Source organism: Segetibacter aerophilus (assembly GCF_007991655.1).
Classification (GTDB): domain Bacteria; phylum Bacteroidota; class Bacteroidia; order Chitinophagales; family Chitinophagaceae; genus Segetibacter; species Segetibacter aerophilus.
On the sequence record NZ_BJYT01000039.1, the window covers coordinates 1 to 26,301 of the forward strand.

The following is a 26,301-nucleotide window of genomic DNA, read 5'->3' on the forward strand; positions in this document are numbered from 1 at the left end:
CGTGGTAACGCCCGGAAGATTATTCATTGCCTGTAAAACAGAGCCGCCAGCCTGGCTAACATTGTCAGCAATAGAAAAAGTCTTTTTATCAAGCTTATCTGAAACGCCGCTTTGTTGTGTTGATGTTACAGTTACCTGGTCTAATACTTTGGCGTCTGGTGTAATCTCTATATTGCCAAGGTCTAAAAATGCACTTAGTTCACCTACTAATACATTTTGCCTTTTAACCTCGTATCCAATGTAGGAAACATCTAAATAATAGTTGCCGCTTTTTACATCAGCAAGAGTAAACCTACCTTGTTCATTGGTAATTGTACCTATTACAAAGCTGCTGTCTTTAGCTGACTTTAAAGCTATATTAACAAAAGTTAATCGTGTTTTCGCTTTAGCATCTCTTACAAGTCCGCTTATTGTAATCTTGCTGAATTGCGCTATTGCAAAAGCTGGTAATGATAGGAAAAAAACTAATAAAACTGTACCTCTGCCACGAACTAACTTTTTAAAACGTCCTGTGCTCATATTACTTATAATATTATTTCTACGTTTGCAATTGATTTTTCAATAACTGAATGGTTTTCTCTTTGCCTCTACTTAACTTATTTATGCAATAGGAAGTAAAGTATTTATGTGTTAATAGTAGCTGTTTAGTTTTTTCTATCCAGTTATCTGTAAGAACTTTTCTATTGCCGAGTTCCTCCTTTAATAATTTATCAGTTCTGATGAAATCTTCCGTACCTAAATTATATGTATCTGCATCGCACAATATTTCTTCTAATAAAGTTTTTGGCTTGTGAGGAAATTTTGTTGCACAAATACAACTTTCAATTTTATTAAGAACGGAACCTAGTACTTCTTTGGCTTCAAAAAATTCTTTCATTAGCTGAACACTTCAGTCTTCGTGGAATTTTAAACCCCCAGTTAGATGACCTGCATCGTGAAACCATGCACTTGCAGAAAGAATTAAAAAATCAGTTTTGTCTAAAGTGTGGTCAGCACCTATTTCTTGTGTTTTTGCTACTACAAATTTGGTATGCTCCAGGTTGTGATACATTAGAAAGTCAGCCTCTGATTGATTAAAGAGGCTTTCAATATAGTTCTGTATGTTGTTTAACATCTTTCCGTGGTAATTCATGAACTTTCTGATCGGTAATCTTCCATTTATAGTGCAAAACTATTACCAAATTTTGGTTGCATTTTGATGTGCGGGATTTTAGTTTACACCTTCGTTGGAACTCGGAGTATCGAACATGATGGTGAAGAGGTGCTGGCCATTATTTTTACATCCGGTCAGAAAAATTTATAATGAAAAGAACAGCGTTATTGTTTTTCTTCTCCATTATTTAGTACGCCGTTCATTAACAGGTGTGGGATCACAAACAGTTATGGAGGTATATAGTTACGGCCTGGAAAAGATATTTAGTCAAACCTTGTTCTTTAGAAGGTATGGCAGAACTGCCCCTTAAATTATGAACTATTTACAATCTTCTGTGTACCCGAAGAATGAATAACAACTTAAAAAGCATTGCACCCAACTTTAAAATAAAAAACGTTTTAATTTTTTGAACAGTAAAATTTTTGCGAATAAAATAACCGGCATATAAAATAATAAAAATGAAAAAAATCAAAGGAGAACACCGAAGCATTACTACGACCCGAAGCATTTGTTAGACACATCTTTGTAATTTAAGAATCGCGATTTTTATTAAGTCCTATGGCATCGATAGTTCCAGAAGTAATGCTGCCCTTCAACAATAAACTACTACTACATTCATTTTCATACATTTCTACATCTTTTTCTTTGCAACGTGTAAACTTGCTACAAACCGAATTTGAGAATAACATAATTGGAAAATTATAATAAGGTTCGTAAAAACAAAATAAACTGCCAGTACTGCGAATAAGGGTATTGCAACTATAACTGAGAGTACCGAAATAAAAACCAAAGAGAAAAATTTCATAAAAATGTTAATCGAATTAATATATATTTTTAGACTAATCTTAGTGAAAGTAAGTTGCATTGTTTTAGAAACCAGAGAGGTACTACTATTGCAAATGTTGTTATCAGAATTAATGATTAGCATGATACGTAAGTTCCTTACTGCTTCTTCTTCAATTTGCGGCGGGGTAACTAACAAGCCTCAAAAGCCTTATGCAGCCTGTTTGTTAGTGGTAGGTAAACCTGAATTAACAAGCCTACATTGAAAATTTTATAAGGCAAGTTTGCAGCCAACGAAACTGACAAGCAACGGAATAAAGCGAAGGTCAAGAATGCGACTGATTTAGCATTACTAAAGCAACCCGAAAAATCATGGCATTTGACAGCATCTCTTAAAGAAGAAGGAATAAAGGCCGTTATTAGAAAGAATTAGGGATTATTTACTTCTTGACATATGTTGATCATAGAACAAAGTGCATCTTTAACGGAAGCGATTTAGGTAAACAATATAGCGCAAAATGTATACAGGAGAGATGTAATGAAGCTTCACCTTTAAAGCTTAATGAAAAAGAATTTGAGTACAGCGCACTTCAATTTCCAGGTCAACACTCAGGCGATAATACGAAGCGGATTTTCCCTTCAAAGACGCCATTGCCGCACCAAGTATTAGTAAAGTGAGAGAGGATTTAATAAGGCCTACGTTAGGAAGTTTCTTTTAAAAAATTAAATACTTGCTTATTATTCTTGTTAATTAAAAAGTTCTATTCAATGACCATTGCTTTTGCTATAAGAAGACGTTTCTTAATATCAGAACGGTAGCTTCAGTTGGGCCGTACTCGTTTATAACATCAACGTCAACTCCTTTTTGAATAAATTGTTTCAAATAAGTGAGACGCAAAGCCTCCCCACCCAAAACCAACTTACGTGTTATCCATTCCTTTTGAGTCTCAATTAGTGTTTCTCCTAACAGTTCTAGATGAGCAGGAGTGGCTTTAATGAAATCATAAGGCGCGTACTTTGTGAAATTCTCGTCTTCAAATGTTTCCAGATGATCTTTTGAGCCAATAACAACAGCCTTTCCATTTATTAGGGGCACAAACATAGCGTTTAGGGACGCGTCAAAGGTGTAAGACAAATGCGCGAAGCTTCCGGACCTCGTATCGTTACTACTTCTATAATTCTCTCTACAACAGACTAAATAATTTAAAAGAGACGCGTGTTCTATCATTACCCCTTTTAGCTTCCCAGTCGAACCAGATGTGTAAATAACATAAGCAAGACTATCTGGTGCAATTGAAAGTGCGGGTTCTTTGTTGGGCTCGTGGAAACCTTTGTGTTCTCTTTGTCTATTTCTATCAACTCAAGATCCAACGAGCCTGGCAACCTCGCCTTAATTGCTTTCGTTGTTAGGAGAAAAGAGGCGCAAAGATCATTTAGAAGATAACTAATTCTGCTCGCAGGACTGTTAGGGTCAATTGGAACATACGCGCCCCCTGCTTTCAAGATACCTAATATCCATATCAGCATATTTGCATCCCGTTCAACACATATAGGTACAAGTGTGTCTTGTTTTACTCCTCTAGTTCTTAAAAAATGTGCAACTTGATTTGCCTTCTTATTGAGGGAACTGTAGTTTATTGTTTCTTCTTTCTAGACTATCGCCAGGTTAGAAGGATTTAGGAAGTATGCACTGTACAAACAATTCAATCGTAACATTTTGGATTACATTATGTACACGCCGCTCCAATGGCTAGCAGAAACAGGGAAAATGACCCTTACGCATTATGTTGTGCATTTGACAATTGGTATGATTACTTTCCAATCTTTAACGGGTAAAAAGTACACAGGTTTCTTGCAATCAGGAATGCCAAGTTCACCTGCCCATATTTTCGCTTTTTCATCCTTGTTTTTTTTGGTTAGTGTAGCATTTAGCGTTCTATGGAGCAGGAAATTTAGGAGAGGACCTCTAGAAAATTTAATGCGTAAATTTTCAGGCTGACAAAAGCCCAACCGGCAACATAGGGTTTCGTGTTATTTGGGCGGGACGTTGTTAGCTTCGGCTGTAGTTAGTTGTCAGCTTTAGTTTTGGTTCGATGTTACTAATTTAGAAGCTATCTTTCAAATCTAGTGCTAAGGCACTTCCGTTAGGAGCAAAATAATATCTTTTATTTTCTTTCTGGAAAGGGCAGGAATGAAGGATTTTCTTCCGCTACTGGCTTTTACTTCTTCCGCAATTCATCGTGCATATCAATGATGTACATTTTGTTGTTCCAATCCTAGGTAATGAATTTAGCGCTGGTAGCAGGAAAGAATTCTTTCCATTTTTTCTTCACTGTTTGGCGCTGCTATAACAAACGCAAAGAAGCATTGCAGACCACCATTGATGCCTTTTAGCATAAAAATATCTCTTTATTGCAGTTGATATGTTGAAGAAAACCTCTCATAGTAGAACAGCTAGCATTGTACTACCCTACTTTTGGAAATTTAACGTCGTAATATTAATAATTAAGGTATGCAATGTCAAGTGGAGAAGCACAAATGTCGAAGTAACCGCTATCTAAAGACAGGGTGAAGAACCAAACTCTAAGATCAAGGAAGCTGCTAGGTACTTGATATAAAAATTCTTGACCATCTGATAGTAAGTGAGGAAGGCTATTACAGCTTTTCAGATGACGGCATTCTTTAAAGATAAGTTTCGAATTCACTTGTAATTAAAATTGACACAGACATTTTTTACTAATGCTTTTAAAATGAAAAAAAGTAACCACTTATGTCCAAAGATTACGAGTTCTTAAAATATCTTAAGGAGTTTTAATACTTACTTAATCTATTTTTACCAACTTTTTAATTCAACTATGAAAACATTCCATCCAATCCTTATAATAGAAGATGATGCAGATGACTGCGAATTAATTGAATCAGCACTAGATAGTATTGGAGTAAAAAATGAACGTAAATGCTTCAATAATGGGCAGGATGCTTTAGAGTATTTGCAAACTACGGACGAGAAAACTTTCCTAATCCTTTCTGATGTTAATATGCCGGTGCTAAATGGCTTAAAATTAAAAGAGATAATTAATACAAATGACAAACTAAGAACTCAAAGTATTCCCTTTGTGTTCCTATCAACTTCCAATTCAAAAAAGGATATTAATGCAGCATATGATTTATTGGCGCAAGGATTTTTTACAAAGCCTAATAGCTTTGGGGACTTAATAGACCTTTTAAAGAATGTTACTAATTACTGGGAAACAGCTAGGCATCCTATTTCTTAGGAGGTTCATATAAAAGAATTAGAGGTTTAAGCGACTTCTGTTGTCTACATTTTTTTTTGTCGAGAGTAATCAACTACACTGGGGGTAAACTTTGCCGGTTATATTGTTCCTTTTTGATCTGATGTTATGCTAACTCTTCTATGTTAATAGAAGACTAAAAAGCAGTTTTAAGGTACTTGCTACTAATAGAAGTAAGGCATTGCCAATGTTGGGACGAATAATACTGCTAGTAAATATGGAGTAACTGTCCTATCTTCTTGCCTAAAGGCCAGTTCTATTAGTGCAGTTTAAATACAAGATCTCTACCTATTAAACAGTAGTAAAGGTTTGAATTTGATGAACATAACCAATGTAAGAGCCTCACCAGTGCCAAAATGCATTACCAGGATGAAATATTGTTACTCTTCTAACTCCTAAGTGATAAGCAAAGTCACTTCCTTTAAGATCATACATTTCTGATACACCTCTTTGAACAAAGCCTAAAGCAATTAGCAACGTATGTGTAATTGGAATAGGTTTAGTGCCAGTCGCAATAATTGTGTCAATGGATGATCCATCTATAATTTGAATAAACCCCTGTCGTGGGTCATCTATCCAGTTGCCAATTCTTACATCAATTGCTTTTATGATAGTTTACTTCTACAAGTCAAATTGATTGCTCAATAACCTTTTATAAAGCGTTGGAAAGAGCAAGTACTGGTAATTCTTCCTTGCAAATCTTGTTTGCATCACAATTGATAAATACAACTGTTGCACTGCCATTTTGTATGTTTTCAATCTTTAACGCTATTTAAGTGGGAACATTAGGAAAGCTAGTTTTGTACTGCTTTTTAAGCATTACAAAATCTCCCGCTGCGATCGTCCTCTCTCTGTTAATAAAAATGCTTTTCATTCAGATTTTCTTATATAACGTGTTGATCCTCCCGAAATTGTTTATTGCTGGGGTAGGAGCATTAGTTTTCTGCACAAGAGTTTTGTTGAAAAAGTTATAGAATTAATTTTTGCCTCTCCACTCCCTATAACTTTTAAGAACAAGCATTTTAAAAAAAGCAATTAAAGCTAAACTGCATGGTTATAGATCTGTCCAAGCCGATAATTGCGTACTTTACACCTGATAATTTAGATGATTACCAGTTCTTGAAAGAAGCTGTATTGTTGGTTTCAGAAAATATAAAGCTGGTTCTGTTTAGGGAATGCGAGATGTTGTTAAAAACATTAAAGAACGTATTCCTCACATATTTTTAATTGATATCAACTTAGGCAAAACTACTGGTGTAGAATGTTCACGGCTTATTCAATCAATACCTCAACTCTTGCCAATTCCTAAAATCCTCATGTCAATTTATGCATCACGATTACAAATTGATGAAAGTGAGCAAATAGGGTGTCATTATTATTTTGAAAAACCCCCTTCTTTTCTCGAAAGAGTAGATGAAATGAAAAAACTATTTGAAAAAGATTGGGAGTGTAATTAATAAAAGAGGAGGTATGTTTAACTAACCCGAGGAAAGCAAACCCTGAACAAACGCTGAGACATTAGTTAATAACTAAAAAAGTTGTAGTAATGTCTGGCTCTTAATAAAATTAATAAACACTCTAGTTTTTTGGGGTGGTTTTCGCTACAATTATTTAGAATCAATGGAATGTTAATTGCATATTAACGAAAGATAATGGGATTATTACCACAACCGAGGCTTTTGAATAAACTTATCAATTGCGTGAGGGAAGAGATTTCACGTCTGAAATTTGAACTTTCAGAAGCAGAAAAGGCTTTCGTCTCTCTTCAACAATTAAAAAAAATAGAAACCAGGATTAGGCTTTATAAGGGTTTAAGGAAAAGCAGCAAGGTCTAATTAATTAATTCAATTAATGGCATTCATAATTTTGTATAAACTTCTTCCTTGACTAATATTCCTCGAAAATAAAATGAACAAAAGTGGCCCTATTATCATAATCGAAGACGACATGGACGACCAAGAACTTTTGGGAGATGTCTTTAAAGAACTTAATTATAAACATGAAGTAATTTTCTTTGGAGACGGAGAAAAAGCTTTAGAGTATTTAATAAATTCAGAAGTTCAACCATTCCTAGTACTTTCAGATATTAACATGCCTAAACTGAATGGGGTAGAATTACGTGAAAAAGTTTTTAACAATGAAGAATTACGAATGAAGTCCATTCCTTACCTTTTCTTTACCACAATTGCAGAGCAAAAAGAAGTAGTAGATGCCTATTCCCGGTCTATTCAAGGCTTCTTTGTAAAACCAAATAGTTATGAGAAGCTAAAAAAGATGATTGTAAGGATTGTAGAGTATTGGCAAGAATGTCATTCACCCAATTACATCAAAAATACTCAATAGTAGGTGCACAATTACGCACTTTGTGTAAATACAATTTTTGTAATTATCATTTTTCTAGATATCTTAGTACTCTCATTTGTTTACTTGTATATTAATGTTTCAAAGCCTTGCAGAAATGTGAGGCTTTTTTGTGTTATTTAGAACTTGTAATTAGGTGATTTAGAAATATTAGAACTACAACTAGGAAGAGTAAGACCCTTGTGGATTTAATATAGTATTAAAAATAATATATTTGTACCTTTGAAGTTATGAGTAGCGCGCCTACTTATACATCTTCAGCTACAAGAAGTTATACCCCTATTAGATTTAGAAGAACTCAAATTAATCACAGAAATCGTAAGGACGGAAAAAGACTGCTATAGTACATTTACTATTTCAAAAATTCTAGTTATAATTAGTAGAAGAACACTTGAACTTGCACGACACATCACCTAAACCTTGAGTGTTATAGAGGAATAGTTGGTAGGGTTATCACAACTCGAGTTAAGGAGCTTTTTTTGTTTTGGGAGCGTTCCTATCATCGCTTCCTGTATTTTCATCATGAAGCATAGTGTAAAGCATGTTACCGCTATGTCAGACAAAACTTTATCTCGTAGTCATGTGCCACGCACTTCTAGTTACCGCTAGTGAGTCCTTGAATATCAATATCAACTAGATAAGGCTCTAAAAGATCCGTACTACTAAAAGACCAGAGTTTATCAATCTCATTCTTTCCACCTTTGTACCAGACCTCTACATAGAAGGAATAAAGCTGATAGAGATGAACTTTGATGTCTATTAAAGTTCTTTCCTTTATGAATCCACCTTCTGTCCATAAAAGCAATTGCTTTTCGTTTTCAGTTAAATAATTATATAAGAGTAATGTCATCTTTTATGGTAGCCGTCTTAAAATACTATCTATCTTTTATCAGGTTGACTTGTTCTTATGACTATAGCTATTATCGTACCCAGTATAGCAAATAAAAACGCTAGAAGACTAATGAAAACGACCAAACCGTAAAAACAGTAATGGCACGTTCTTAAAAAGAAAAATTCTCAAAAAAGATATCAAAATTTCTAATATATATATATACCAGGCCTACTTTTGTACAGATGGAGGAGCAGGAGTTAAATATAGCTACATTTTATTGCAGCAACTAATCCCACAAGCAAACCATAAAGAGTTGAAACAGCTTACTATGATCATTTGGAAGGAACGGAGATTATACTATTACATAACTTTTAGTCGCACATTAAAAATGATTACTAGAAGAACTTTAGAGTTAACAGCTACCCAGTTTTCTTTCATTAAACGGAAAATTCCATAAAAAAACACAAAATACAATCCTAGTGATGCTTATGCTTGTTTTCAGGAGTGGGCAGTAGAGAGTAGCTTAGAAATAACTGTGTTAACAAACATATTTTTCCCTGTAAATCTTTGTTGTGCTGGGCAGCTTGAAGTTTTATTTAAAAAAGAAGCTGTTTAACCTTACTATAGGCATTTCTATCAAAGCTTCTTAATTGAATAAAATTCTTCTTCATGCAAGCTAAACAAATAGAAGGTTACACAAGCTACTTAATGGGTAAGGCTATCCTTGTATTAATTTGGTCTCTTGAGAGAGTTTTAAGTTTCTTCCCTTCAAAGAAATACTTACGTTAACCTACTCTTTTGCTACTGGTAATCCAGATTACTTGTGTATTCATGCTAACATTTTAAAGACAGAAATCTCCTTTCTTGTAGCAAGTCTCTTATATATCATCTGCAGCACAACATTGCTTCCATTCCTTTATCACTGACAAGCATCAAATCTACTTCTTTGAGCTCCTGTGCTCCAGTTGCAGTCATTGGTCCAATAGGAACAGGTGATCGTTTTCTTTTTTCTGGCTTTAAAATTGTTTTCATAGGAAAAACTAATTCCAATGCAACAGATTTTTCATAAAACTATTGGCGGTACTTCTCTTCAATTTAATAGACTTCTTTATCCTCTTAAGTACCAGGTAAAGAAAGATAACTTAATTGAAGATGGAACTATATATGAACTTGTTGGACAGGAAAATGGCTCTTGGAAGACAGACAAAGAGTTGCCAAAATGGTTTGAAGAAATATTTGAACGAGTTTGTGAAGCCATTAACTCTAACGAACAACAATAAATTTAGTTATGAATGAAATCAAGGAAATACTACACTCTCAATTGTGTCATATTCATCATCAAAGAGCTGAGATAGCAGTTTTACCAAACGAAAAGCTAGTTGTAAAGACTTGTTGTATTCTTTTCAAAGAACAGCTGAATTTACTTGCATTGAAAGATGGAAAGGAAACTTATTTGGAAGAGTTGTAAAGTTAGTTTTTGAAAAAAGCAGGAGCATTAACATTTAGGATAGAAGGCTCTATTAAATTCTAGCCATTTTCTTTTATCTCTTTGTACGGCGAATTAGAAAAAAGCTTAATGGATTGTTGTAGTTGCTAAAATATTATTATGACAAAGGATGTTGGAATGAGTGAGACATTGATGATTAGAAACTGTATTAGCGGAGACAGAAAAAGCCAAAAATTGCTTTATGATAAGTTTTCTGTAAAAATGCGCCATGCATGCTTACGGTTTACGAAAAACGATGTTGACTTGGAAGACATTTTACAGGACAGTTTTGCCAGGTTATTTAAAAACCTGCACAAGTACAGAGGAGATGGATGTTTTGAGGGCTGGGTAAGACGAATTTTTATAAATATCTCTATCGAGCATGTTAAGCGTAGGAAGGTGTACGTTGTGGAATTAGATGGATTGGAGAATTTACTGGTAGCAAAGCACTTCGATGTACTTGAAACACTATATGCCAAGGATCTATTGAAGGCTTCTTATACCATAAGTCCCGGATGCAGAAATGTGTTCAATTTATATGCAGTTGGCGGTTTCACACACCAGGAAATAGGCGAAAAACTGGGAATTACGCAGAGCACAAGTAAATCGCAGTACACAAGGGCAAAGGTGAAACTGAGAGATATCATTCAAAGTAGATAGGAGTTGGTGTTCTCTTTATTTTAAGTTTTTTTCAGCTCTTATAAACTCTCTAATTTTCGAAGAGAAAGTGCTTTAAAGCTACATGGGATGAGAAGAGGTGGAGGTGAAAACCTAGAAATTTTTGATAGTCCTGAAGTAGCAGAAACAGCACTTTAGGAGTACCTATTCTATTACGCCTTAGGATCTAAAAAGAATGGATAGCTGACAAGTCCTTTATTACACCTACTAAGTTGCGTCAGTATTTTAATGGGATACACAATTCACTGGTCAGCTATAGAACTCCAGCAGCAAAGCTACTTGAATTTATAACAAAGCAGCTAGAGGCTCACTAGAGTATACACTTACCAAAACAAGGAAAATACTGTTGCAACTTTTTGAAAAGCAGGTGAAAAGAATGTACAGACATTACGCCATCGTACTACCTTAAAAGAGGAGAAACAAAAGGAGTGAGAATACACTCACTTTATAAACGAGCGAACAAACAAAAAAGCGACAAAAATGTAAAGCATGAAAGCTTGCAGGATTGTAAAACAAAAAACCAATTAAAGCAAGTTCGGACTGTGGAAATTGTTGCATTGCTGACATCACTCAAAATACAACCCATTAGTTATTAACGACCTGACAAAAAAAAGGCCCTTACAATTGTAAGAGCCTTTTTGGTTCAGCTACCTGTTGGTATGTGTTCTTTGATCATCTCTATCCTTTCTTTTGAGACCTAAAAGCCCGAGTAATCCTGCAAGACCAAGCAGACCCCATTTACCATTATCGCCATCATCAGTTGAAGACTGGCTTGTCGAAGAACTGTTGTCAGTTGATTGTGCTACTATTGGAGTAGTTAATCCTAAAAATGCTGAAAAGGTAACTACACCTATCAATTTTGAAATCGTTTTCATTGTTTATGTTTTAATTACTGTCCTCAAAGAAGTAACCGTGCCGTCACAACAATTATTTCTTTTATTTTCCTATATTGCTTGTAATCAACTGTATGCATTTAACTACTTACAATTTATCATTATGATAAAATAGATATCATTATGATAATAAGGGAAAGGAGTACCCAAATTGGGATATGCATGAAAGAGATAAGTAGAGGAGGTACATTTTTGTATGGAAAGGGATTTAAACTTTACTTTTTTTCTTTACTCCTTTAAATATTCTAATTCGAATTTGTAATTTTTTTACTTCCTCTGATGGCGCATCAGCGATTTTTGCCTCTAAAAGTTCTTCTTCAAGTCGTAAAATTTCATTTCGAACCTGTATTGTTGTTTTATTTGAAAGTGTTGGTTTTCGTATTCCGCCCATCATTATTTCCTTTTCAAATTTTGTATGAATATGTTCCCGATGTCATCCCCAACCTAGTGCTGGAGGTACAGGCTTGCCACAAATGAGGCAATGATAGTAGTTGTGAGCAATATCTAAACCAACTATGCAAGAATTGGTTTTTGCGAAAAACACGGTACGAATTTTTAATATAAGTACTAAATCTTATAAGTTGAAAACTCTGATAAAAATGATTTCCTGCGCCGATGATCTGCGCGAGTTAGCTTTACTATCTATAATGCTGGACAAGAACAAGAATTCTTATTCTGGAGAGGAGTACAAAAAAATCATTAGAACTATTGCAAATAAAATTGTGGAATTGAAGGCTGAAAAAAGAAAGCTTCACAATGAGTAGTTAGGGGAGATAGAACTTTTAAATGATTAAGAGCATACACCACTGCTAAAACATACCTTTTACTATAAATAAACGCTACAAAGAAGCTAATAATGCATTTATATCAGCCCTGTTATCCTTGTTCATTCCTGTTATCTAAGCCGCCAAGTAATACATGACTAGTCAGAGATAAATAAAACATTTTTGTTTGCCTAAGACGTTTTGTGTAACATCTGGGCTACCACACCTACATAATTCGGAAGATTATCTTTAAAAGGATACGTATGTAAAATTCTCCTGAATTTATAAGTAACACTTCTGCTTACTTCAACATAAAAATCGTCTATTTTAAAAAGCTCATAAGTAGCAATCTCATCTTCGTGCTCACCGATTTTTATTGCATCAATTAGTAATTCTTTCTTTTGTTTGTCTGGGAGATTGTTATACTGGTCAATCGTCATACTTTGGTAATGTAGTTAAGCAAATTGTCTAGTAAGAATAGCTCAACAAACATTCCATATTTGTTTAATGGGTATTGAAACAATTCCCATCGCGATTAGACAAAACGTGTAGAAAAGTATGTACAAGGAGGTAACCTACCACAAAAACTAACTGGACAACGCTAATAAGATACTTAGGCGCAAACAATATATATCCGTGTCTTCTATGTTGTTGTCGTACTTCATTTTATGATATTCAAACATCCTATACTTTTTACTGTTAATAAACCATATAAACTCTAAAGAAGGTTTTACTTCAGAGAATACTGCCATTTTGCTTCCACAATTCTTAACAAGTATTGCATATGTTTCTTCCCACTGTGGAGGTAACAGTGCTTCATTTGATAATATTATCATTACTACTTTAACAATTTTCTCAGCTGATTTATTCTATTTCTTATTGCCTTAACTTCTTCAAAAGTCTTATCAGCCTGAATTGCTGCTCTATAGTTAAATTCTTCCTGTTCAATCTGTTTCTGAACTGAAGCGTCGTAGTTTTTGTCCCTATTAGGAGAACTGTTAGTAGGATGCGAAGATGTATCGTTAAGAGTAGATGTTAACATATTTTGAATTATTTAGATGAACGCTTAAAGAAGGTTACAATTAGCTTTCTAAACAATTACCATATGCCTTTTAGAAGATTGAGAACGGTAGCTTTTGATAAACGTATTCCAATGTACGAAAAAAACTCGTTGAAAAGAAATAAAGATACCTCCGCCGGATGTAACCTTTGTAATAGATGCGACAGAACCACAATGTTTCCCAACTTGTTAACCAGTATATTTTAACTTAAGATTTAGCTTAAGTTATTGAGATATAGAGGAGTTATTATCCTTCGGAGGAGTAGCAGTAGATCATGTTACTGTACAAAGAAGGGTATTTAAGTGTACTCCATTAATTGAAGAAGCTTTCATAAATAGAAAGAAATCAGAAATTTAAAGCTGGAGAATGGATGAAACTTATATTAGCTTAAAAGGGGAGTGGATATTTTTGTATAGAGCTGTTGATAAGGCAGGAGATACTGTAAATTTTTTATTAACAAAAAGGAGATATAAGCTAGCAGCACATAAGTTTCTGCTAAAGGCAATCAATAATAATGGGTGTCCGAAAGTGATTAACATAGATAAGAGTGGAGCGAACAGGGAAGCGATCAGAACCTACAATAAGAGGCGTTTAAGAGAATAAGAATAAGGTAATGCAAGTATTTAATAATAGGGTAGAAGGAGATCATCGATTTATAAAATAGCGAATCCAAGGTATGTTAGGATCTAGGAGTTTTAAATCAGCATCGAGAACATTGTCAGGAATAGAAATAGAAAGAATGATTAAGAAGGAACAAGTAAGTGTTCCAATGTGTACCTATTTCAAAACCTTTTGTCCACTAGTCCAATAAATCAGCCGCTGCTTCTGCTATTTGTGTCCTTTATAATAGCTGTGACAGAATCATTCCCTAAGAGCTTAACTTATTTTATCTAAATAGCTGTAGAAAAGCTCATTTCCTTTTTATAAACTCATAATATAAAGTTTTGAAGCCTTGCCGCTGTTTATTCAGAAGCTACTTTATGCTGTCCACGCATTTCAAGGTGACGATCATTATCTAATTTACTAATTTTAGAACGTTTGCCATGATGTGATGCATAAACTATAAAAGCAATTGAGAGCAGCTTGAGAAAGCAAGATCATTGCCACTGATAATATTTTGATCTACTAGGGCTGATCAAAATAAAGAACTTTTAACGGCTGAATTAGTTGGAGCAATTAACATTGACTATTATTAATTGGCAGGATAAGAAAAGTACAATTGTCACTTGTAATTATACTATTTATATCCACATTGTTGTATGAAATTACCAATCTATTTAAGATTAAACTGTTTTAAAAAAAGTTATCTCTTTTTGTAAGAAACTGTTCCTTGTAAAGCTTTTGTATTTTGCCATAAAGCGCCCGCTGTACTAAGGGTTTTAACCCTTGCCTTACTAAGAAAAGAGAAGATCGAGCAATGCGAGAAAAAATACTTTGCTTAAGAAGTTCTGGTAATAAATTTATTTCGTGAGTTTGGATGATGTGAGTGACGCCAGTAAATTATGATAGCTTTCAGCATCTCTTTAATTTCCCCGAGATGTGCTGGTTTCTTAAAATATCCCTGTACAGCTAGATTATAAGCTTTATCAACAAATATACGATCATCAGCAGTTGAAAGAAACAAAAAAGGAATAGATTTTTGTCTCAATACCATATCGTCATAAATCATCTGTCGAAGATCCAGCCCGTTTACTTTGGGCATATTAATATCGCATAGAATAAAGAGGGGTTGTCTGCCGCTGTTTTTTAAAAATTCCAAGGCATCATAACCATTGTTAAAGGTAACTACTTCATTTACTATTTCCAGCTCGTTAAAAGCGCTTGCAAAGAGTTCCAGATCGTCAGGATCGTCGTCAATGAGAATAATAGGGTTGGGTACAGATTGACTCATAACTGCTAACATTAGTTACTTAAAGAGCATTTTTTTTATAAAAGCGCGACGCAACGATGATGCATAAAAACAATGAAGGAACAAAAAATAAACTTCTGCAAAGGTTCTTTATTCAACCATCTGTTGTTCGGGCAATAAATATATTTTAAAAGTTGTTCCAATTCCGGGCTGGCTTTCAACCCTTACTTTTCCTCCAGATGCATCCACAATTTTCTTAACAAGGTATAATCCGATCCCCTGCCCTTCAAGATTTTTGTTAATGCGATTATAAACATCAAATACTTTTTGTATATCCTTTGACGTCATTCCAATTCCATTATCACGTACCGCTAGGAGCACAAATTCATCTTCCTGTTTAGTAATAATTTCAATTGTAGGTGTAGGGTTATTTGTGAACTTCAGCGCATTGGTAATTAGATTATACAATATGCTTCTTAAGTTCTTTTTAGAGAAAAACAGCTCCTCCACTTCCAAGTCTGTTGTGATAACAGTATTTGTACTACTGATCTTATTGTTAATACTAAAGGTTATCTCATCTATTAAATTTCTTACAGCTACCGGCTCCATTTTAAAGGTTTCATTTTCTATTTTGCCGATTGTAGAAAGCTCCTTTAAAAGTATTCTAAACTTTTTTACGGAAGTATTTATCACATCCAAGTATTCCAACAACTCAGGATCAGGTATATCCAATTGGTTTACCAGTGCAACTGTAACTTCAATATTACTTAGCGGTCCTAAAAGGTCGTGTGATGCGGAAAGAACAAAATTATCAAGGTCTTCATTGATGCGGCTAAGTCGTTTATTTTTCTTATCCAGTTCGTGTTGTATTTTTTTCAACTGGGTAATTTCATAAAAGGTTATAATGGCTCCGGCAGTTGTATTATCGGCTTGCCTAACATAAGGCATCGTCATTACCTGGTACCATTTGCCGTTTTGTGCCTCCACCTCTTTTAAAATTACACCACCATTGTTTATTACATCTTTCACATCAGTAACTATTGTATCCAATTTCATGTTGGTAGAAATGTTACTTAAAGGCCGGCCAATGTCTGTATGTTGAAGGTTAATATGCTGTACTGTTCCTGGAGAAAACTTCATTAAAAGCACATCTTGGTTTACAAACAGTTGACCGTTTACATTGCTTCTAAAATAATTATTCAAATCGTCATTGATCTCTATAAGCTCTTTATTCTTTGCCTGGTAATCTGCATTGATGGTATGCAACTCTTCATTTATAGACTGCATTTCTTCGTTAGTGCTTTGCATCTCTTCATTAGCAGAAAGTAGCTCTTCGTTAAAAGAATGCATGTTCTCGTCCGATGATGCTAGCTTCTCATAAGTTAAACGCAACTCATCTTTCAACTCCCTCAACTCTTCTTCCATGTTCAGCACATACTCGTCGAGGTATATTTTCTTATCGAACACATCGCCCGGTTGTTGCTGCAAAGTGTTCGGAGTATTATCATCGCTAAAAGCGATCAGCAATAGTTTTTGACTTGACTTTTTGGTCTCTAAAGGTTTTACAAGCAGGTTAACCGGAAAGGGATAATTTTCAACAGCAATACTCTTAACCAGAATTTTTTCATTAGTCTGCAATGCTTTTCTTGCAGCCGAAGCAAAGGCAATGGCAAGCGGTTTGGGTAAAAGTTCTGCAAGGTTTGAAGTAAAGTTTTTTTGAAGCAGGTATTTAGTGGTATCTCCAAATGTTTCTACCACCTCATTATGCTCATTTGTACAAACCAAAGTATAACCCAATTCAGCCATTAATGTTTTGATCACAGCATCAACAAGGTTATTCTTATTGTTTTCAAACTTTGACGCAGGCTCGCGGGGAGTGACCGCCTTAATTTCTATCAATGCAGGTTGCGTAAATGTATCGAGCCGGATAGCTTGTTTTTCTTTTTTTGCCTTGTAGATCTTGAATTTCTTGTGGAGTATATCAAGGCTGTTAAGGATTGGAAGGGGATTTTCGCTAGGGCCCAAAAATAAATACCCGTCTTTTTTAAGCCCGTATAATAGCATATTAAAGATCTTATTCTGCAAGACCGGCGTCATATATATAAGCATATTGCGACAGCTTATAAAATTCATATTGCAATACGGAGGATTTTTCACAATGTCGTGATGTGCAAAAATTACCATCTTCCGTAGATCAGGTTTGATCCTATAACTGTTTCCTTCGTTTATAAAGTGTTTTTCTAACCTCTCAGGCGACATACATCTGCTAATACTTTCATTATAAATGCCTTTTCCTGCAAAGAACAAGGCGTCATCATCCACATCCGTAGCAAATATTTTTACCGGCGTATCTAAAGTGTCGCCTGTCCCCTGTTCACACAAAAGCATAGCAATTGAATAAGCTTCTTCACCGGTAGCGCAACCTGGTACCCATACCTTTATTTCGTCCCCTTTTTTGGTTTCTCTAAAAATGTGGGGAACGATTTCCTTTTCAATAAATTGAAAGGCTTCAGGGTCTCTAAAAAAAGATGAGACACTTATCAAAAATTCTTTCGTAAGCGCTTCCACTTCGTCAGGAGTTGCTTTTAAAAAATTGAGGTAGTCGGGTAGTTTATCAAAATGATGATAAGCAGCTCTTCTTTTAATTCTTCTTAAAATAGTAGTTGGCTTATAATCAGAAAAATCGAGTGGATGTTGTCCTTTAACGAAGTCGATGATATCGTGCATATTGTTTTCATCGTCTCTGGTTTTCATTACTGGTTCTGCCAGGCTTTCTATATCGTTAACGTAATCAAATATTGTTTGCGGCATTTGTTCTGGTTCCAGAATAAAATCTGCAACCCCTGTTGCTATAGCATTCGATGGCATACTTGAAAATCGAGTCTTTGCCGGATCGCGAACAATCACCATCCCCCCTGCATTTTTAATTGCCCTTACACCTTCTGTTCCATCTGATCCCATCCCTGAAAGGATAACGCCAATTGCTTTTTTGCCTTGGTCTTTTGCAAACGACTTAAAAAAAGTATTGATGGTAAAATGAGGTTGACCGTTTTTTTCCTTCTCCGCCAATTTTAACCTACCCTTCTCGATAGTCATTATTTTAGTGTTTGGTATTAAGTACACTAAATTTTTTTCTACCATCATATCTTCTTCAGCTTCCTTAACCTTCAGCTTGCTGTGCTTATCAAGCAATTCTGCCATCCTACTGCTGAAATCAGAAGATAGGTGTTGAATGACAACATAGGCTACACTATCCAATGGAGTGTTATCAAAAAAATGATGAATTTCTTCCATTCCCCCAGCAGAAGCGCCAATAGCAATAATATGATGAGGTTCAATGTGCGACATAAAGTGTTTTATAATTAGTTTGAAAGAAAGACTATAGGAAGCGAGGAAGACTAAAACAATGTAAACTCGATTTCAATATACACGTATTTTGGCACAAAAGATAGTTGAACTATAGACTTGGAAAGTTATCGAAGCAATTCACAAAGCTTCGGTGATAAGTATCTCATCTATTCTGAGAAAACTAAGGTACTGCTAGTGTGATTTGCTCTTTCTGCAAAGTATTATAGCATAGATACCGGTGTCTCTTTTCCGATTTGTATAAGAATGATGTAACTTGAAAATCTACTTAGCATCAGCGCCATTAGTTTTAATTGACCATTGAGTTTTACTGAATCATCCAATAAAAAATAAAGAATGAATGACCCCAAATTTGTAATTGTTGTTGGCGCTTCCGCAGGTGGCATGAGTGCACTGTCAGAGTTTGCATCACAATTACAGCCAGGAACGGATGCTGCAGTTTTTATAGTAATGCACCTGTCGGGAACAATAGTTAGTAATTTTCTTTTAACAAATTTGCAAACGGTAACCGAATTAAAATGTGAGATAGCTGAAGAAGGGGCATCAATAAAAAAAGGTCATATTTATATCGCTCCGCCTAACCTTCATTTGCTGGTAAAAAAGGGAGAAGTAATTCTTGGATCCGGACCCGAAGAAAATCGTTGGCGCCCTTCTATTGATGTATTGTTTCGTTCTGCCGCCGTGGCATATAGTACAAGGGTAATCGGTATTGTATTAACCGGCTTGCTCGACGATGGAACCACAGGTATGTTGGCTATAAAAAGGAGCGGTGGAACTTGTATTGTTCAAGATCCTAATGAGGCTGAGTACCCTGATATGCCCCTTTCTGTGCTCGGAAATATGGAAGTGAATTACTGCATTCCACTTTCGCAAATGGGAGAAGTAATTTTAAGCATTACCCAAACTACTCCCGAAGAAATAGCTGCTCCGGATGATGTTATTATAGAATCTCAGATCGCTGAAAGAGTAGTAGTTGATTATGACCATGTAAAAAAGTTAGGAGAAAAGAGTTTATATGCATGCCCCGACTGTGGTGGTGGATTATGGGATATAACAAAAGCAACAGATGGACAAAACAAGGTTGTGCGTTATCGTTGTCACATAGGTCATTCCTACTCTGAAAAAGATCTTGTTATAAAACAAGGTGAAGTATTTGAAGCTACATTATGGACAGCTTTACGCATTATGGAAGAACGAAGAAACCTGCTGAAGAAGATGGCCGACGATCATGCTAAAAGAGGACTTTCGTCAGTGGCAAAAAGCTATAAAGACAAAACTGAAGCTATCCAAGTACACGTTGACAAATTGAAAGAAGTTTTGTTTGCTTCACAAAAGCTTTAAGTGATATTATTACCTAACTTATTTTTTTGACCTTTATGATTTCGGGTATTAAGATAAACCGCAGATAAGTAGAATTAACTTTAGGAAGATACTTTCCGATAGGGCAGATCCGCAGAAGAGTGGCTCATGTACAGAACAGAACCTTTTTCAATCAAGTTTAATGCAATGTGGTGCAACTTTGTAAAAACTGTGTTTTGCAAACAACATTTCCGAGACTCATCTTTGAACAAAGTGATGAAAGTATTCGTCAAAATTAAATCAGCATCCTTCTTTAAATTCGTTTTTTGGAGAATTATGCTATATAAAGATGCTGCATATTTATCATAAATATACTCGACTACCTGCTGGTCTTTATCTGCTATTAACTTAAAAAGCTCTTTGTTCGTTAGCTCGCTATAGTTCAACATCCTAGTAATATTACAATAAAGGAAGTTTAGAGTTTTTATTGCGAGTTCAAAGAAACAGCTAATACAACTTTTAATTGTTACAGAATTATAACATCTCCATTTTTTTAGACTTTTAACAAAGTAGAGGCGATTACTATATCTACTAACGTTATGAAATTTTCTAAAACTGCCTATTCTGTTTGGCGTTGGTCATTCTGAGAACCTGTAACCTGCTCCCCAGGAAGTTAAAATGTATTTAGGATCACTAATATCAGCCTCTAGTTTATTGCGTAGTCTGTTAATGTGGGTAGAAATTGTATTTGCGTACCCTTCGAAAGTATTGCCCCAAACGAGTTCCAAAATCTCGTAACGGTTAAAAGTTCTTCCCGGATGAGTTGCCAACAATACGAGCAGATCAAATTCTTTGTGAGTGAGTTCTAATCGTTTACCCCTCAGCGTTACTTTTCTTTTATTTGTATTTATCACTAACTCTTTATAACTTATTTCCTGATTTTGATCATTTGCTTCTATACGCGTTTGTTCTGAACGGCGCAATAAAGCATTTATCCTTGACATAAATTCAAGAGTGCCAAATGGTTTCGTAACGTAATCATCAGCCCCAATATCGAGTGCTAAAACTTTATCAGTTTCTTCACTTCTAGAAGTAAGCATAATAATAGGAATTGTGCAGCCGTCATCTCTTAAGTGCTTACAAATCTCAAAACCACTTATATCAGGCAGGGAAATATCGAGTATAATAAGATCGAATGTTAGCACATTTAGTTTTGAGATTGCTTCGCCACCAGTACCGCAACAAACAAGACGATATGATTCGGAGCTAAGATATATTTCTAAAAGCCTTGTAGCTTCAGGATCATCTTCGACTAACAAAAGATTTTTCATAATCATCCCCTTCTTTAGTAATCTATACAAATAAGCATACCATTATCGGGCTATGCGAGCCCTTAACTGGTGGTGCAATAGTAAATAGCTCACCTATACAATGGTAGTTGCGTTAATTACAATATCACACTTGTGAGGAAAAAACTTTTGGGGGTAGGTAACAGGCGTAAATGAAGAGGTATGCCAGCGATTCAAAATTCATCCTCTTTGATCGAGAACATTTTAAGTATTAGCCAACGCCCAAAAAATGGATGACATTGAAGAGGGATGTTTTGTAACCAACTCGAGGTCCCACTATGTTTATCGTGGCATTTTGTTCTTTGGCACGTCTCGAACTTGTTAAGTAAAGTATTACTAAAAAATAGTATGTACCTATTTGAATTTCTAGTTTTAAAGTTAATAATGTGCAACAGGTTCTGTCGCATCTGCTTAACCAATGAGCCTAATGGCTAATTTATAAGATGGGTTAAAGGTCATTGTTTCCCTAAAGAGATTATCCCCTACAGGCAGTCCGTTTTAAATTAACATTTAGCTTAAGTTATGGAGATATAGAGGAGTTATTATCTATCAGGGGAGTAGCAGTAGATCACGCTACAGTACAAAGATGGGTATATAAATTTATTCCATTAATTGAAGAAGCTTTTACGAAGAGAAAGAAATCAATAACTAATAGCTGGAGGATGGATGAAACTTATATTAAGGTAAAAGGGGAGTGGATGTTTTTGTATAGAGCTGTCAATAAGGTAGGAAATACGGTAGATTTTTTATTAACAAAAAGGAGAAATAGGCTGGCAGCACATAAGTTTCTGCTAAGGGCAATCAGTAATAATGGCTGTCCGAAGGTGATTAACATAGATAAGAGTGGAGCGAACAGGGAAGCGATCAGAACCTACAATAAGAGGCGTTTAAAGAGAATAAGAATTAGGCAATGCAAGTATCTTAATAATAGTGTAGAAGGAGATCATCGATTTATAAAATGGCGAACTGCAGGTATGTTAGGATTTAAGAGTTTCCAATCAGCATCACAAACACTAACAGGAATAGAAATAGTAAGAATGATTAAGAAGGGACAAGTAAGTTTTCCAAAGAGTACCTACTTCAAAACATTTTGTTCATTAGCCGCTTGATTGAGCAGCTGCTACTAATAATTTGCCTTACGGAGAATAGATGCGACAGAACGAATTTTTGGTTTACACAATTTTTTACAGAAACACAAAGCTTTTACTATCATTTTAACAGAAGCTCCTTTGTCTAAACCTTAATTCTTGTGCTTGAGGAATTGCTTGATCGTCGGTACCTCCTGCTATTCGTAGAGTGTCCGCCACTCTTTGAAAGTATGCGACAACGGAGGCAACTAAAAGGTCTAAGTTAACCTGGTATTTGAAAGTGCTGCCGTTACGATGTATGCCGTGGCCGATCGTGCTTGTTTCTGCGCTGTTTCTGCGCTCTACATCCAACAAACAATCCTAACAAGTCTAATTAGAAAAGCACTTTTGGTTTCCCATCTTATAAAACGTTTACTTTTAATATATCGTTTTAGTCCGCATTCATCACCGCACGATTTTTGAAATTTATGTGCCTTACGTTGGTATTAGCCGTTCAACGAATGAAATTTAGATATTATGAAGAAACCTCTTTTGGGCTTTTTGTTTTTCATTGTATGTATTTGTTACAATCAGGCAGGTGGCCTCGCACAAGGATCTGGAAGAGCAGGTTTTGTGGTGTCACCAAATAACAAACTTTTTTCGGATACGGGAGTTAAGAAATCGGAGCTGCTTTATAAGAACGCCGACCATAAACTGTTAACAGAACAAAACTTGCTACATGAGAACATGCATCAACTGACCAACGCTATTGCAGTCGCTAAGTTTTCGCCTCCGTTAGCAGGAAGAATTTATTCCTACGCTTCCATTGCTGCCTATGAAGCGCTTAAATTTCAACAGTCAAGCGGTAAGTCGTTGGTTCAAAATTTAAAGGGCTTTCCTCTAATGCCATTGCCTGATAAAAACAAAAATTACAATTATTTACTTGCCGCTACGAAAGCATTTTTTACAGTTGCTAAAAAGATACTATTTGCCAGGGATACCCTAATTGATTATGAGGATAAAATTTTTAGTGAGTTTAAAAAAGTGCTTGAAAAAGATAGTTATGAGAGTTCTGTGCACTTTGGTGAATTAGTGGGTAATGCTGTGCTGGAACGAACAAAAATTGATAAGTTTACGGAAACCCGCATAATGCCGAAATTCCTAGGTGGCGAAAAACCTGGAAAGTGGCGTCGGACACCAGCAGGATACCTGGCACCTTTGGAACCTTACTGGGGACAAATAATACCACTGGTTTTAGACTCCGCTGCTGAAATTAAAGGGCCTTTACCTCCACCTTACAGTCTTGAAAAAAATAGCGCTTTTTATAAGGCTGTTAACGAAGTGTACCAGATTGGGATTAATCTGACTGACGAAAGGAAAATGATCGCGAAATACTGGGACGACAACCCACTGGTAAGAGACTCCACCAACTCGAAGTTAGGGGGCAAAAAGATCACGCCTGTTGCTCATTGGGTTGGAATAGCAGGAATAGCCTGCAGGATGAAAAACCTGTCAGCCGTTGAAACAGCAAAGACGTATGCAACTACATCCCTTGCAATGCACGATGCTATTATTGCTTGCTGGAGCCAAAAATATATTCATAATGTTATCCGTCCAATCACAGTAATCAATGAGGTTATTGATACAAGCTGGAAGTCTTTTATACAAACGCCGCCCACCCCTGAACATACCAGCGGACACAGCAGTATCTCTGCCGCCGCAGCCAGGGTTTTGACTCATTTATTTGGAAATAATTTTGCTTTCGAAGACACTAGTGAACTGACTTATATTGGTATGAAACGAAGATTTTCGTCTTTTAATTCCGCGGCGCGGGAAGTGTCGATCAGTCGCGTTTACGGGGGCATACATTATCGAACTGGTATCGACGCCGGGGCCGATCAAGGTAGAGCGGTTGGAGGATATGTAATTCAAAAATTGTTGAAAGAGTCGGCAAGACGTAGACGAGGTTGACAAGTCATCATTCTTGTTATTAATTTCTCGTACACATCTATGGAATATGTTTTCGAATTTTGACGAACATAAGCAATTCATTTGCCGTCAGGCGAAATGGCCGGCATAGTTTCCGTTTCTGGTGTATGGGTCATTTGTCTTAGTTTCTTCCCCTCATTCTCCATTAAAAGATCTCTTTATTTTCCTTCCCGTTTTCGTTCCGAACGCCGCAAAAAACAATCCATTTACCATCATCGGAAACATCTGGAAAAGCATTATTACCCGGTTTGGTGCCCGTTAAGTTAACAGGTGCTATGCCAGCATATTTTACCTTCCAGATATCAACCTTTTGACCAGCGCCGTCAAACCTGGCTCTGAACCGAAAATGATCCATTTTTTATTACGTGTTAGGACCGGGGTCCAAGCAAAACCATTTTTTCGAGTTAAACAAGGTGCGATAATTTTTGCCATTTAGGTCGCAGGTAACAATAAGGGACGAACCAAGAGGCCTCTCATAAGGCGTATACTCATTGATCCATTCGGCAGAGATAATTTCTCTGCCGTCGGCGCTTAGCGTGGGTGGGTATCCCCTAACCCCGCCAATTATGATTTTTCATTATCTACGGTAACTTCCCAAATGGTTTCAGGGCGAGCAAAGGTTTCGCCATTCGTTTTTTTATTTAGCCCCTCGGTTGGCCCATTACCGTGCAGCAGGATTTGTTTTTGAGCATTTATTTTGGAATGGCAATAATTAATGTTAGCCGTTTTTAAGATAATCTTTTTATCCATTTATGGTGGGGCTCAAGGCACGGCTCAATGTATCGGTTACAAAAGTTGATCGCAGACTGGTTAGATCCATCACTATTATGCCGCCTACTTTGCTTCTGACATCGCTGAGATTCTTGTAGTAATAAAGATTGGTTTCGGTCTGATTTCAACATGGCAAACCATATATAGCTTTAGTATCGGTTAACTGCCGGATAATATTCCCGTTCTTATCGGCCACATAAATATCTGTCCATTCAGGCCCTACATTGTCAGCCTCCGCTTTATTCTTGAACCGCTGGATTGCCGCCTTATTGGAAGAAAAAGCAATCTGCTGTCCATCTGAGGAAAAGACGGGGTTAAATTCGCCAAACTCTTTTGTTTCCGTAAGCGCCATGGCTTACTGTTCCGTTTTTGATGATGGCGATAGGGCATTGAAGGGCATTATCCAAAGGGAGGTATTGCCGCTACGAGTACTCATAAAAACAATTTGTTTTCCATAAGGAGAAAAACTAGCCTGATCATCAAACCCTTTATCTGGTGTCAGGGGGAAGCTTTGTTCATTCGTCTTGCCATTTCGGAGGGCGTACAAATCCGTGTTGCCATTATGTTCAGATGTGTAGACAATCCATTTATTATCGGGAGAGAAATTGACATTGTAATCCATCCCCTTATGGTTTGTTATTTTTTTCGGGATGGTGCTTGCAGCTTCTAATATAAAAATATCACATTACTCTGCTTGAAGTGTGGTGTATACAATTTCCTGTTGAGGTGCATCTGGCTTATTACAACGTATCATAATAGTTGATTTGAAAATTATAAGAACAGTCTGCGGCGTGCCGAAGTACAGATTTTATATTTGCTTTAGATTAGCATTTTCTTAAAAGTACTTTCCTTTTAATCCAATAGCAACCAACCAATCATTTTCTTCCTGATAAGACATACCGATAAGCAGCGGCTTCCCTAAGTCCAACACCTCCATGAGGATCTGGAATATGACTAATCTCTTTTCCTATAACATTCCCCAAATAATGTTTGATGCCAGGGAAAGGTTGTTTACGCGTCCATTGAGTGTAGAAAAAATATACTCTCTTATTCCCTCGCAATCCATCTAATTCCCTTAAATAAGGGATGATCTCATCGTGAGACGTTGCCACTCTGTAATCTCTTCTGTCTTCTCTAGGGCCGTAAAACTTTACTGCATGTCTTGCTTTGTGATAGACAAACAATACATCTCCGGGCTGCATCTGTTTTTTTTGTTGGTGACCAGTGAGCCGCCATCGCATCTCTTACCTTATTTTCTAAAATTAACACTTTCCATTGCCTTTTGTCTTAAATTCTCCCCACTTCTG

The 26,301-nt window shown here is 36.0% G+C and carries 29 protein-coding genes and 1 pseudogene; 11 read left to right on the forward strand and 19 right to left on the reverse strand.

Annotation, left to right across the window (positions count from 1 at the left end; genetic code table 11):
• The 5 genes from SAE01_RS23120 to SAE01_RS25120 all read right to left on the reverse strand — a co-directional run.
• Positions 1 to 519 (reverse strand): carboxypeptidase-like regulatory domain-containing protein (locus SAE01_RS23120; RefSeq protein ID WP_147206212.1); only part of this gene is annotated, 519 nt, incomplete at its 3' end.
• A 19-nt stretch (positions 520 to 538) separates the two neighbouring features.
• On the reverse strand, positions 539 to 877 hold the full coding sequence (locus SAE01_RS23125) for a hypothetical protein (RefSeq protein WP_147206213.1): 339 nt from the start codon (positions 875 to 877) through the stop codon (positions 539 to 541).
• Positions 878 to 889: 12 nt separating this feature from the next.
• Positions 890 to 1,114: a hypothetical protein gene (locus SAE01_RS23130; RefSeq protein ID WP_147206214.1), complete on the reverse strand. Its 225-nt coding sequence runs from the start codon at positions 1,112 to 1,114 to the stop codon at positions 890 to 892.
• A 1,606-nt stretch (positions 1,115 to 2,720) separates the two neighbouring features.
• Complete coding sequence (locus SAE01_RS25115; protein ID WP_147206215.1) at positions 2,721 to 3,230, reverse strand: AMP-binding protein; 510 nt, start codon at positions 3,228 to 3,230, stop codon at positions 2,721 to 2,723.
• Positions 3,173 to 3,574: an AMP-binding protein gene (locus SAE01_RS25120; RefSeq protein WP_147206216.1), complete on the reverse strand. Its 402-nt coding sequence runs from the start codon at positions 3,572 to 3,574 to the stop codon at positions 3,173 to 3,175. The genes SAE01_RS25115 and SAE01_RS25120 overlap by 58 nt, the downstream gene beginning before the upstream one ends.
• Positions 3,575 to 3,665: 91 nt before the next feature.
• Here SAE01_RS25120 and SAE01_RS25240 point away from each other — a divergent pair, with 91 nt between their 5' ends.
• From SAE01_RS25240 to SAE01_RS23165, 4 genes are all read left to right on the forward strand, one after another.
• A complete protein-coding gene (locus SAE01_RS25240; RefSeq protein WP_147206217.1) occupies positions 3,666 to 3,935 on the forward strand; it encodes a DUF418 domain-containing protein in 270 nt (89 codons plus the stop codon).
• Positions 3,936 to 4,571: 636 nt separating this feature from the next.
• Positions 4,572 to 4,622 (forward strand): hypothetical protein, encoded by a 51-nt coding sequence (locus SAE01_RS25010; RefSeq protein ID WP_246113318.1) that lies wholly within the window; start codon positions 4,572 to 4,574, stop codon positions 4,620 to 4,622.
• Positions 4,623 to 4,791: 169 nt separating this feature from the next.
• On the forward strand, positions 4,792 to 5,211 hold the full coding sequence (locus tag SAE01_RS23155) for a response regulator (protein ID WP_147206218.1): 420 nt from the start codon (positions 4,792 to 4,794) through the stop codon (positions 5,209 to 5,211).
• Positions 5,212 to 7,137: 1,926 nt separating this feature from the next.
• Positions 7,138 to 7,572 (forward strand): response regulator, encoded by a 435-nt coding sequence (locus tag SAE01_RS23165; protein WP_147206220.1) that lies wholly within the window; start codon positions 7,138 to 7,140, stop codon positions 7,570 to 7,572.
• Between the two features lie 613 nt (positions 7,573 to 8,185).
• Here SAE01_RS23165 and SAE01_RS23170 read toward each other — a convergent pair.
• Positions 8,186 to 8,440, reverse strand: a complete 255-nt coding sequence (locus SAE01_RS23170) for a hypothetical protein (protein WP_147206221.1) — start codon at positions 8,438 to 8,440, stop codon at positions 8,186 to 8,188.
• An 867-nt stretch (positions 8,441 to 9,307) separates the two neighbouring features.
• Complete coding sequence (locus tag SAE01_RS24630; protein ID WP_170234257.1) at positions 9,308 to 9,472, reverse strand: hypothetical protein; 165 nt, start codon at positions 9,470 to 9,472, stop codon at positions 9,308 to 9,310.
• Here SAE01_RS24630 and SAE01_RS23175 point away from each other — a divergent pair.
• The 3 genes from SAE01_RS23175 (at position 9,472) to SAE01_RS23185 (ending at position 10,568) form a co-directional block, all read left to right on the forward strand.
• Positions 9,472 to 9,702, forward strand: coding sequence for a hypothetical protein (locus SAE01_RS23175; RefSeq protein ID WP_147206222.1), 231 nt, complete (start codon positions 9,472 to 9,474; stop codon positions 9,700 to 9,702). The two genes, SAE01_RS24630 and SAE01_RS23175, sit on opposite strands and share 1 nt — an antisense overlap.
• An 8-nt stretch (positions 9,703 to 9,710) precedes the next feature.
• A complete protein-coding gene (locus SAE01_RS23180) occupies positions 9,711 to 9,890 on the forward strand; it encodes a hypothetical protein (RefSeq protein ID WP_147206223.1) in 180 nt (59 codons plus the stop codon).
• Positions 9,891 to 10,028: 138 nt separating this feature from the next.
• Positions 10,029 to 10,568, forward strand: coding sequence for an RNA polymerase sigma factor (locus SAE01_RS23185; protein ID WP_147206224.1), 540 nt, complete (start codon positions 10,029 to 10,031; stop codon positions 10,566 to 10,568).
• A gap of 665 nt (positions 10,569 to 11,233) precedes the next feature.
• Here the strand turns inward: SAE01_RS23185 and SAE01_RS23190 are convergent.
• The 4 genes from SAE01_RS23190 to SAE01_RS23205 form a co-directional block, all read right to left on the reverse strand.
• Positions 11,234 to 11,461, reverse strand: coding sequence for a WGxxGxxG family protein (locus SAE01_RS23190; RefSeq protein ID WP_147206225.1), 228 nt, complete (start codon positions 11,459 to 11,461; stop codon positions 11,234 to 11,236).
• Positions 11,462 to 11,687: 226 nt separating this feature from the next.
• Complete coding sequence (locus tag SAE01_RS23195) at positions 11,688 to 11,873, reverse strand: hypothetical protein (RefSeq protein ID WP_147206226.1); 186 nt, start codon at positions 11,871 to 11,873, stop codon at positions 11,688 to 11,690.
• A 561-nt stretch (positions 11,874 to 12,434) separates the two neighbouring features.
• Positions 12,435 to 12,683, reverse strand: coding sequence for a hypothetical protein (locus SAE01_RS23200; protein WP_147206227.1), 249 nt, complete (start codon positions 12,681 to 12,683; stop codon positions 12,435 to 12,437).
• 398 nt (positions 12,684 to 13,081) lie between these two features.
• A complete protein-coding gene (locus tag SAE01_RS23205) occupies positions 13,082 to 13,285 on the reverse strand; it encodes a hypothetical protein (protein ID WP_147206228.1) in 204 nt (67 codons plus the stop codon).
• 385 nt (positions 13,286 to 13,670) lie between these two features.
• On the opposite strand from SAE01_RS23205, the gene SAE01_RS23210 reads away from it, so the two are divergent.
• Positions 13,671 to 13,907 (forward strand): DDE-type integrase/transposase/recombinase, encoded by a 237-nt coding sequence (locus tag SAE01_RS23210; protein WP_147206229.1) that lies wholly within the window; start codon positions 13,671 to 13,673, stop codon positions 13,905 to 13,907.
• Positions 13,908 to 14,742: 835 nt separating this feature from the next.
• Here the strand turns inward: SAE01_RS23210 and SAE01_RS23215 are convergent.
• Together SAE01_RS23215 and SAE01_RS23220 are read right to left on the reverse strand one after the other, a co-directional pair.
• A complete protein-coding gene (locus SAE01_RS23215) occupies positions 14,743 to 15,195 on the reverse strand; it encodes a response regulator (RefSeq protein ID WP_147206230.1) in 453 nt (150 codons plus the stop codon).
• Between the two features lie 108 nt (positions 15,196 to 15,303).
• The gene (locus tag SAE01_RS23220; RefSeq protein WP_147206231.1) at positions 15,304 to 18,501 is read right to left on the reverse strand and encodes a chemotaxis protein CheB; all 3,198 of its coding nucleotides are present in this window, start codon (positions 18,499 to 18,501) and stop codon (positions 15,304 to 15,306) included.
• A 354-nt stretch (positions 18,502 to 18,855) separates the two neighbouring features.
• Here SAE01_RS23220 and SAE01_RS23225 point away from each other — a divergent pair, with 354 nt between their 5' ends.
• Complete coding sequence (locus SAE01_RS23225; protein WP_147206232.1) at positions 18,856 to 19,860, forward strand: chemotaxis protein CheB; 1,005 nt, start codon at positions 18,856 to 18,858, stop codon at positions 19,858 to 19,860.
• A 596-nt stretch (positions 19,861 to 20,456) separates the two neighbouring features.
• Here the strand turns inward: SAE01_RS23225 and SAE01_RS23230 are convergent.
• Positions 20,457 to 21,149, reverse strand: coding sequence for a response regulator transcription factor (locus tag SAE01_RS23230; RefSeq protein ID WP_147206233.1), 693 nt, complete (start codon positions 21,147 to 21,149; stop codon positions 20,457 to 20,459).
• A gap of 456 nt (positions 21,150 to 21,605) precedes the next feature.
• Here SAE01_RS23230 and SAE01_RS23235 point away from each other — a divergent pair.
• Positions 21,606 to 22,276, forward strand: a pseudogene (locus tag SAE01_RS23235) (IS6 family transposase).
• 495 nt (positions 22,277 to 22,771) lie between these two features.
• Positions 22,772 to 24,205 carry a vanadium-dependent haloperoxidase gene (locus tag SAE01_RS23240; RefSeq protein ID WP_147206234.1) on the forward strand — a complete coding sequence of 478 codons (1,434 nt, stop codon included), beginning with the start codon at positions 22,772 to 22,774 and terminating at the stop codon, positions 24,203 to 24,205.
• Positions 24,206 to 24,368: 163 nt separating this feature from the next.
• On the opposite strand, the gene SAE01_RS23250 is transcribed toward SAE01_RS23240, so the two are convergent.
• The 5 genes from SAE01_RS23250 to SAE01_RS23270 form a co-directional block, all read right to left on the reverse strand.
• Positions 24,369 to 24,578 (reverse strand): TolB-like translocation protein, encoded by a 210-nt coding sequence (locus tag SAE01_RS23250; protein WP_147206235.1) that lies wholly within the window; start codon positions 24,576 to 24,578, stop codon positions 24,369 to 24,371.
• 209 nt (positions 24,579 to 24,787) lie between these two features.
• Positions 24,788 to 24,973 carry a hypothetical protein gene (locus SAE01_RS23255; protein ID WP_147206236.1) on the reverse strand — a complete coding sequence of 62 codons (186 nt, stop codon included), beginning with the start codon at positions 24,971 to 24,973 and terminating at the stop codon, positions 24,788 to 24,790.
• Positions 24,974 to 25,118: 145 nt separating this feature from the next.
• Positions 25,119 to 25,346: a PD40 domain-containing protein gene (locus SAE01_RS23260; RefSeq protein ID WP_147206237.1), complete on the reverse strand. Its 228-nt coding sequence runs from the start codon at positions 25,344 to 25,346 to the stop codon at positions 25,119 to 25,121.
• Positions 25,347 to 25,349: 3 nt separating this feature from the next.
• Positions 25,350 to 25,616, reverse strand: a complete 267-nt coding sequence (locus SAE01_RS23265; RefSeq protein WP_147206238.1) for a TolB family protein — start codon at positions 25,614 to 25,616, stop codon at positions 25,350 to 25,352.
• A 253-nt stretch (positions 25,617 to 25,869) separates the two neighbouring features.
• Positions 25,870 to 26,196, reverse strand: a complete 327-nt coding sequence (locus SAE01_RS23270) for a hypothetical protein (protein WP_147206239.1) — start codon at positions 26,194 to 26,196, stop codon at positions 25,870 to 25,872.
• Positions 26,197 to 26,301: the final 105 nt, after the last annotated feature.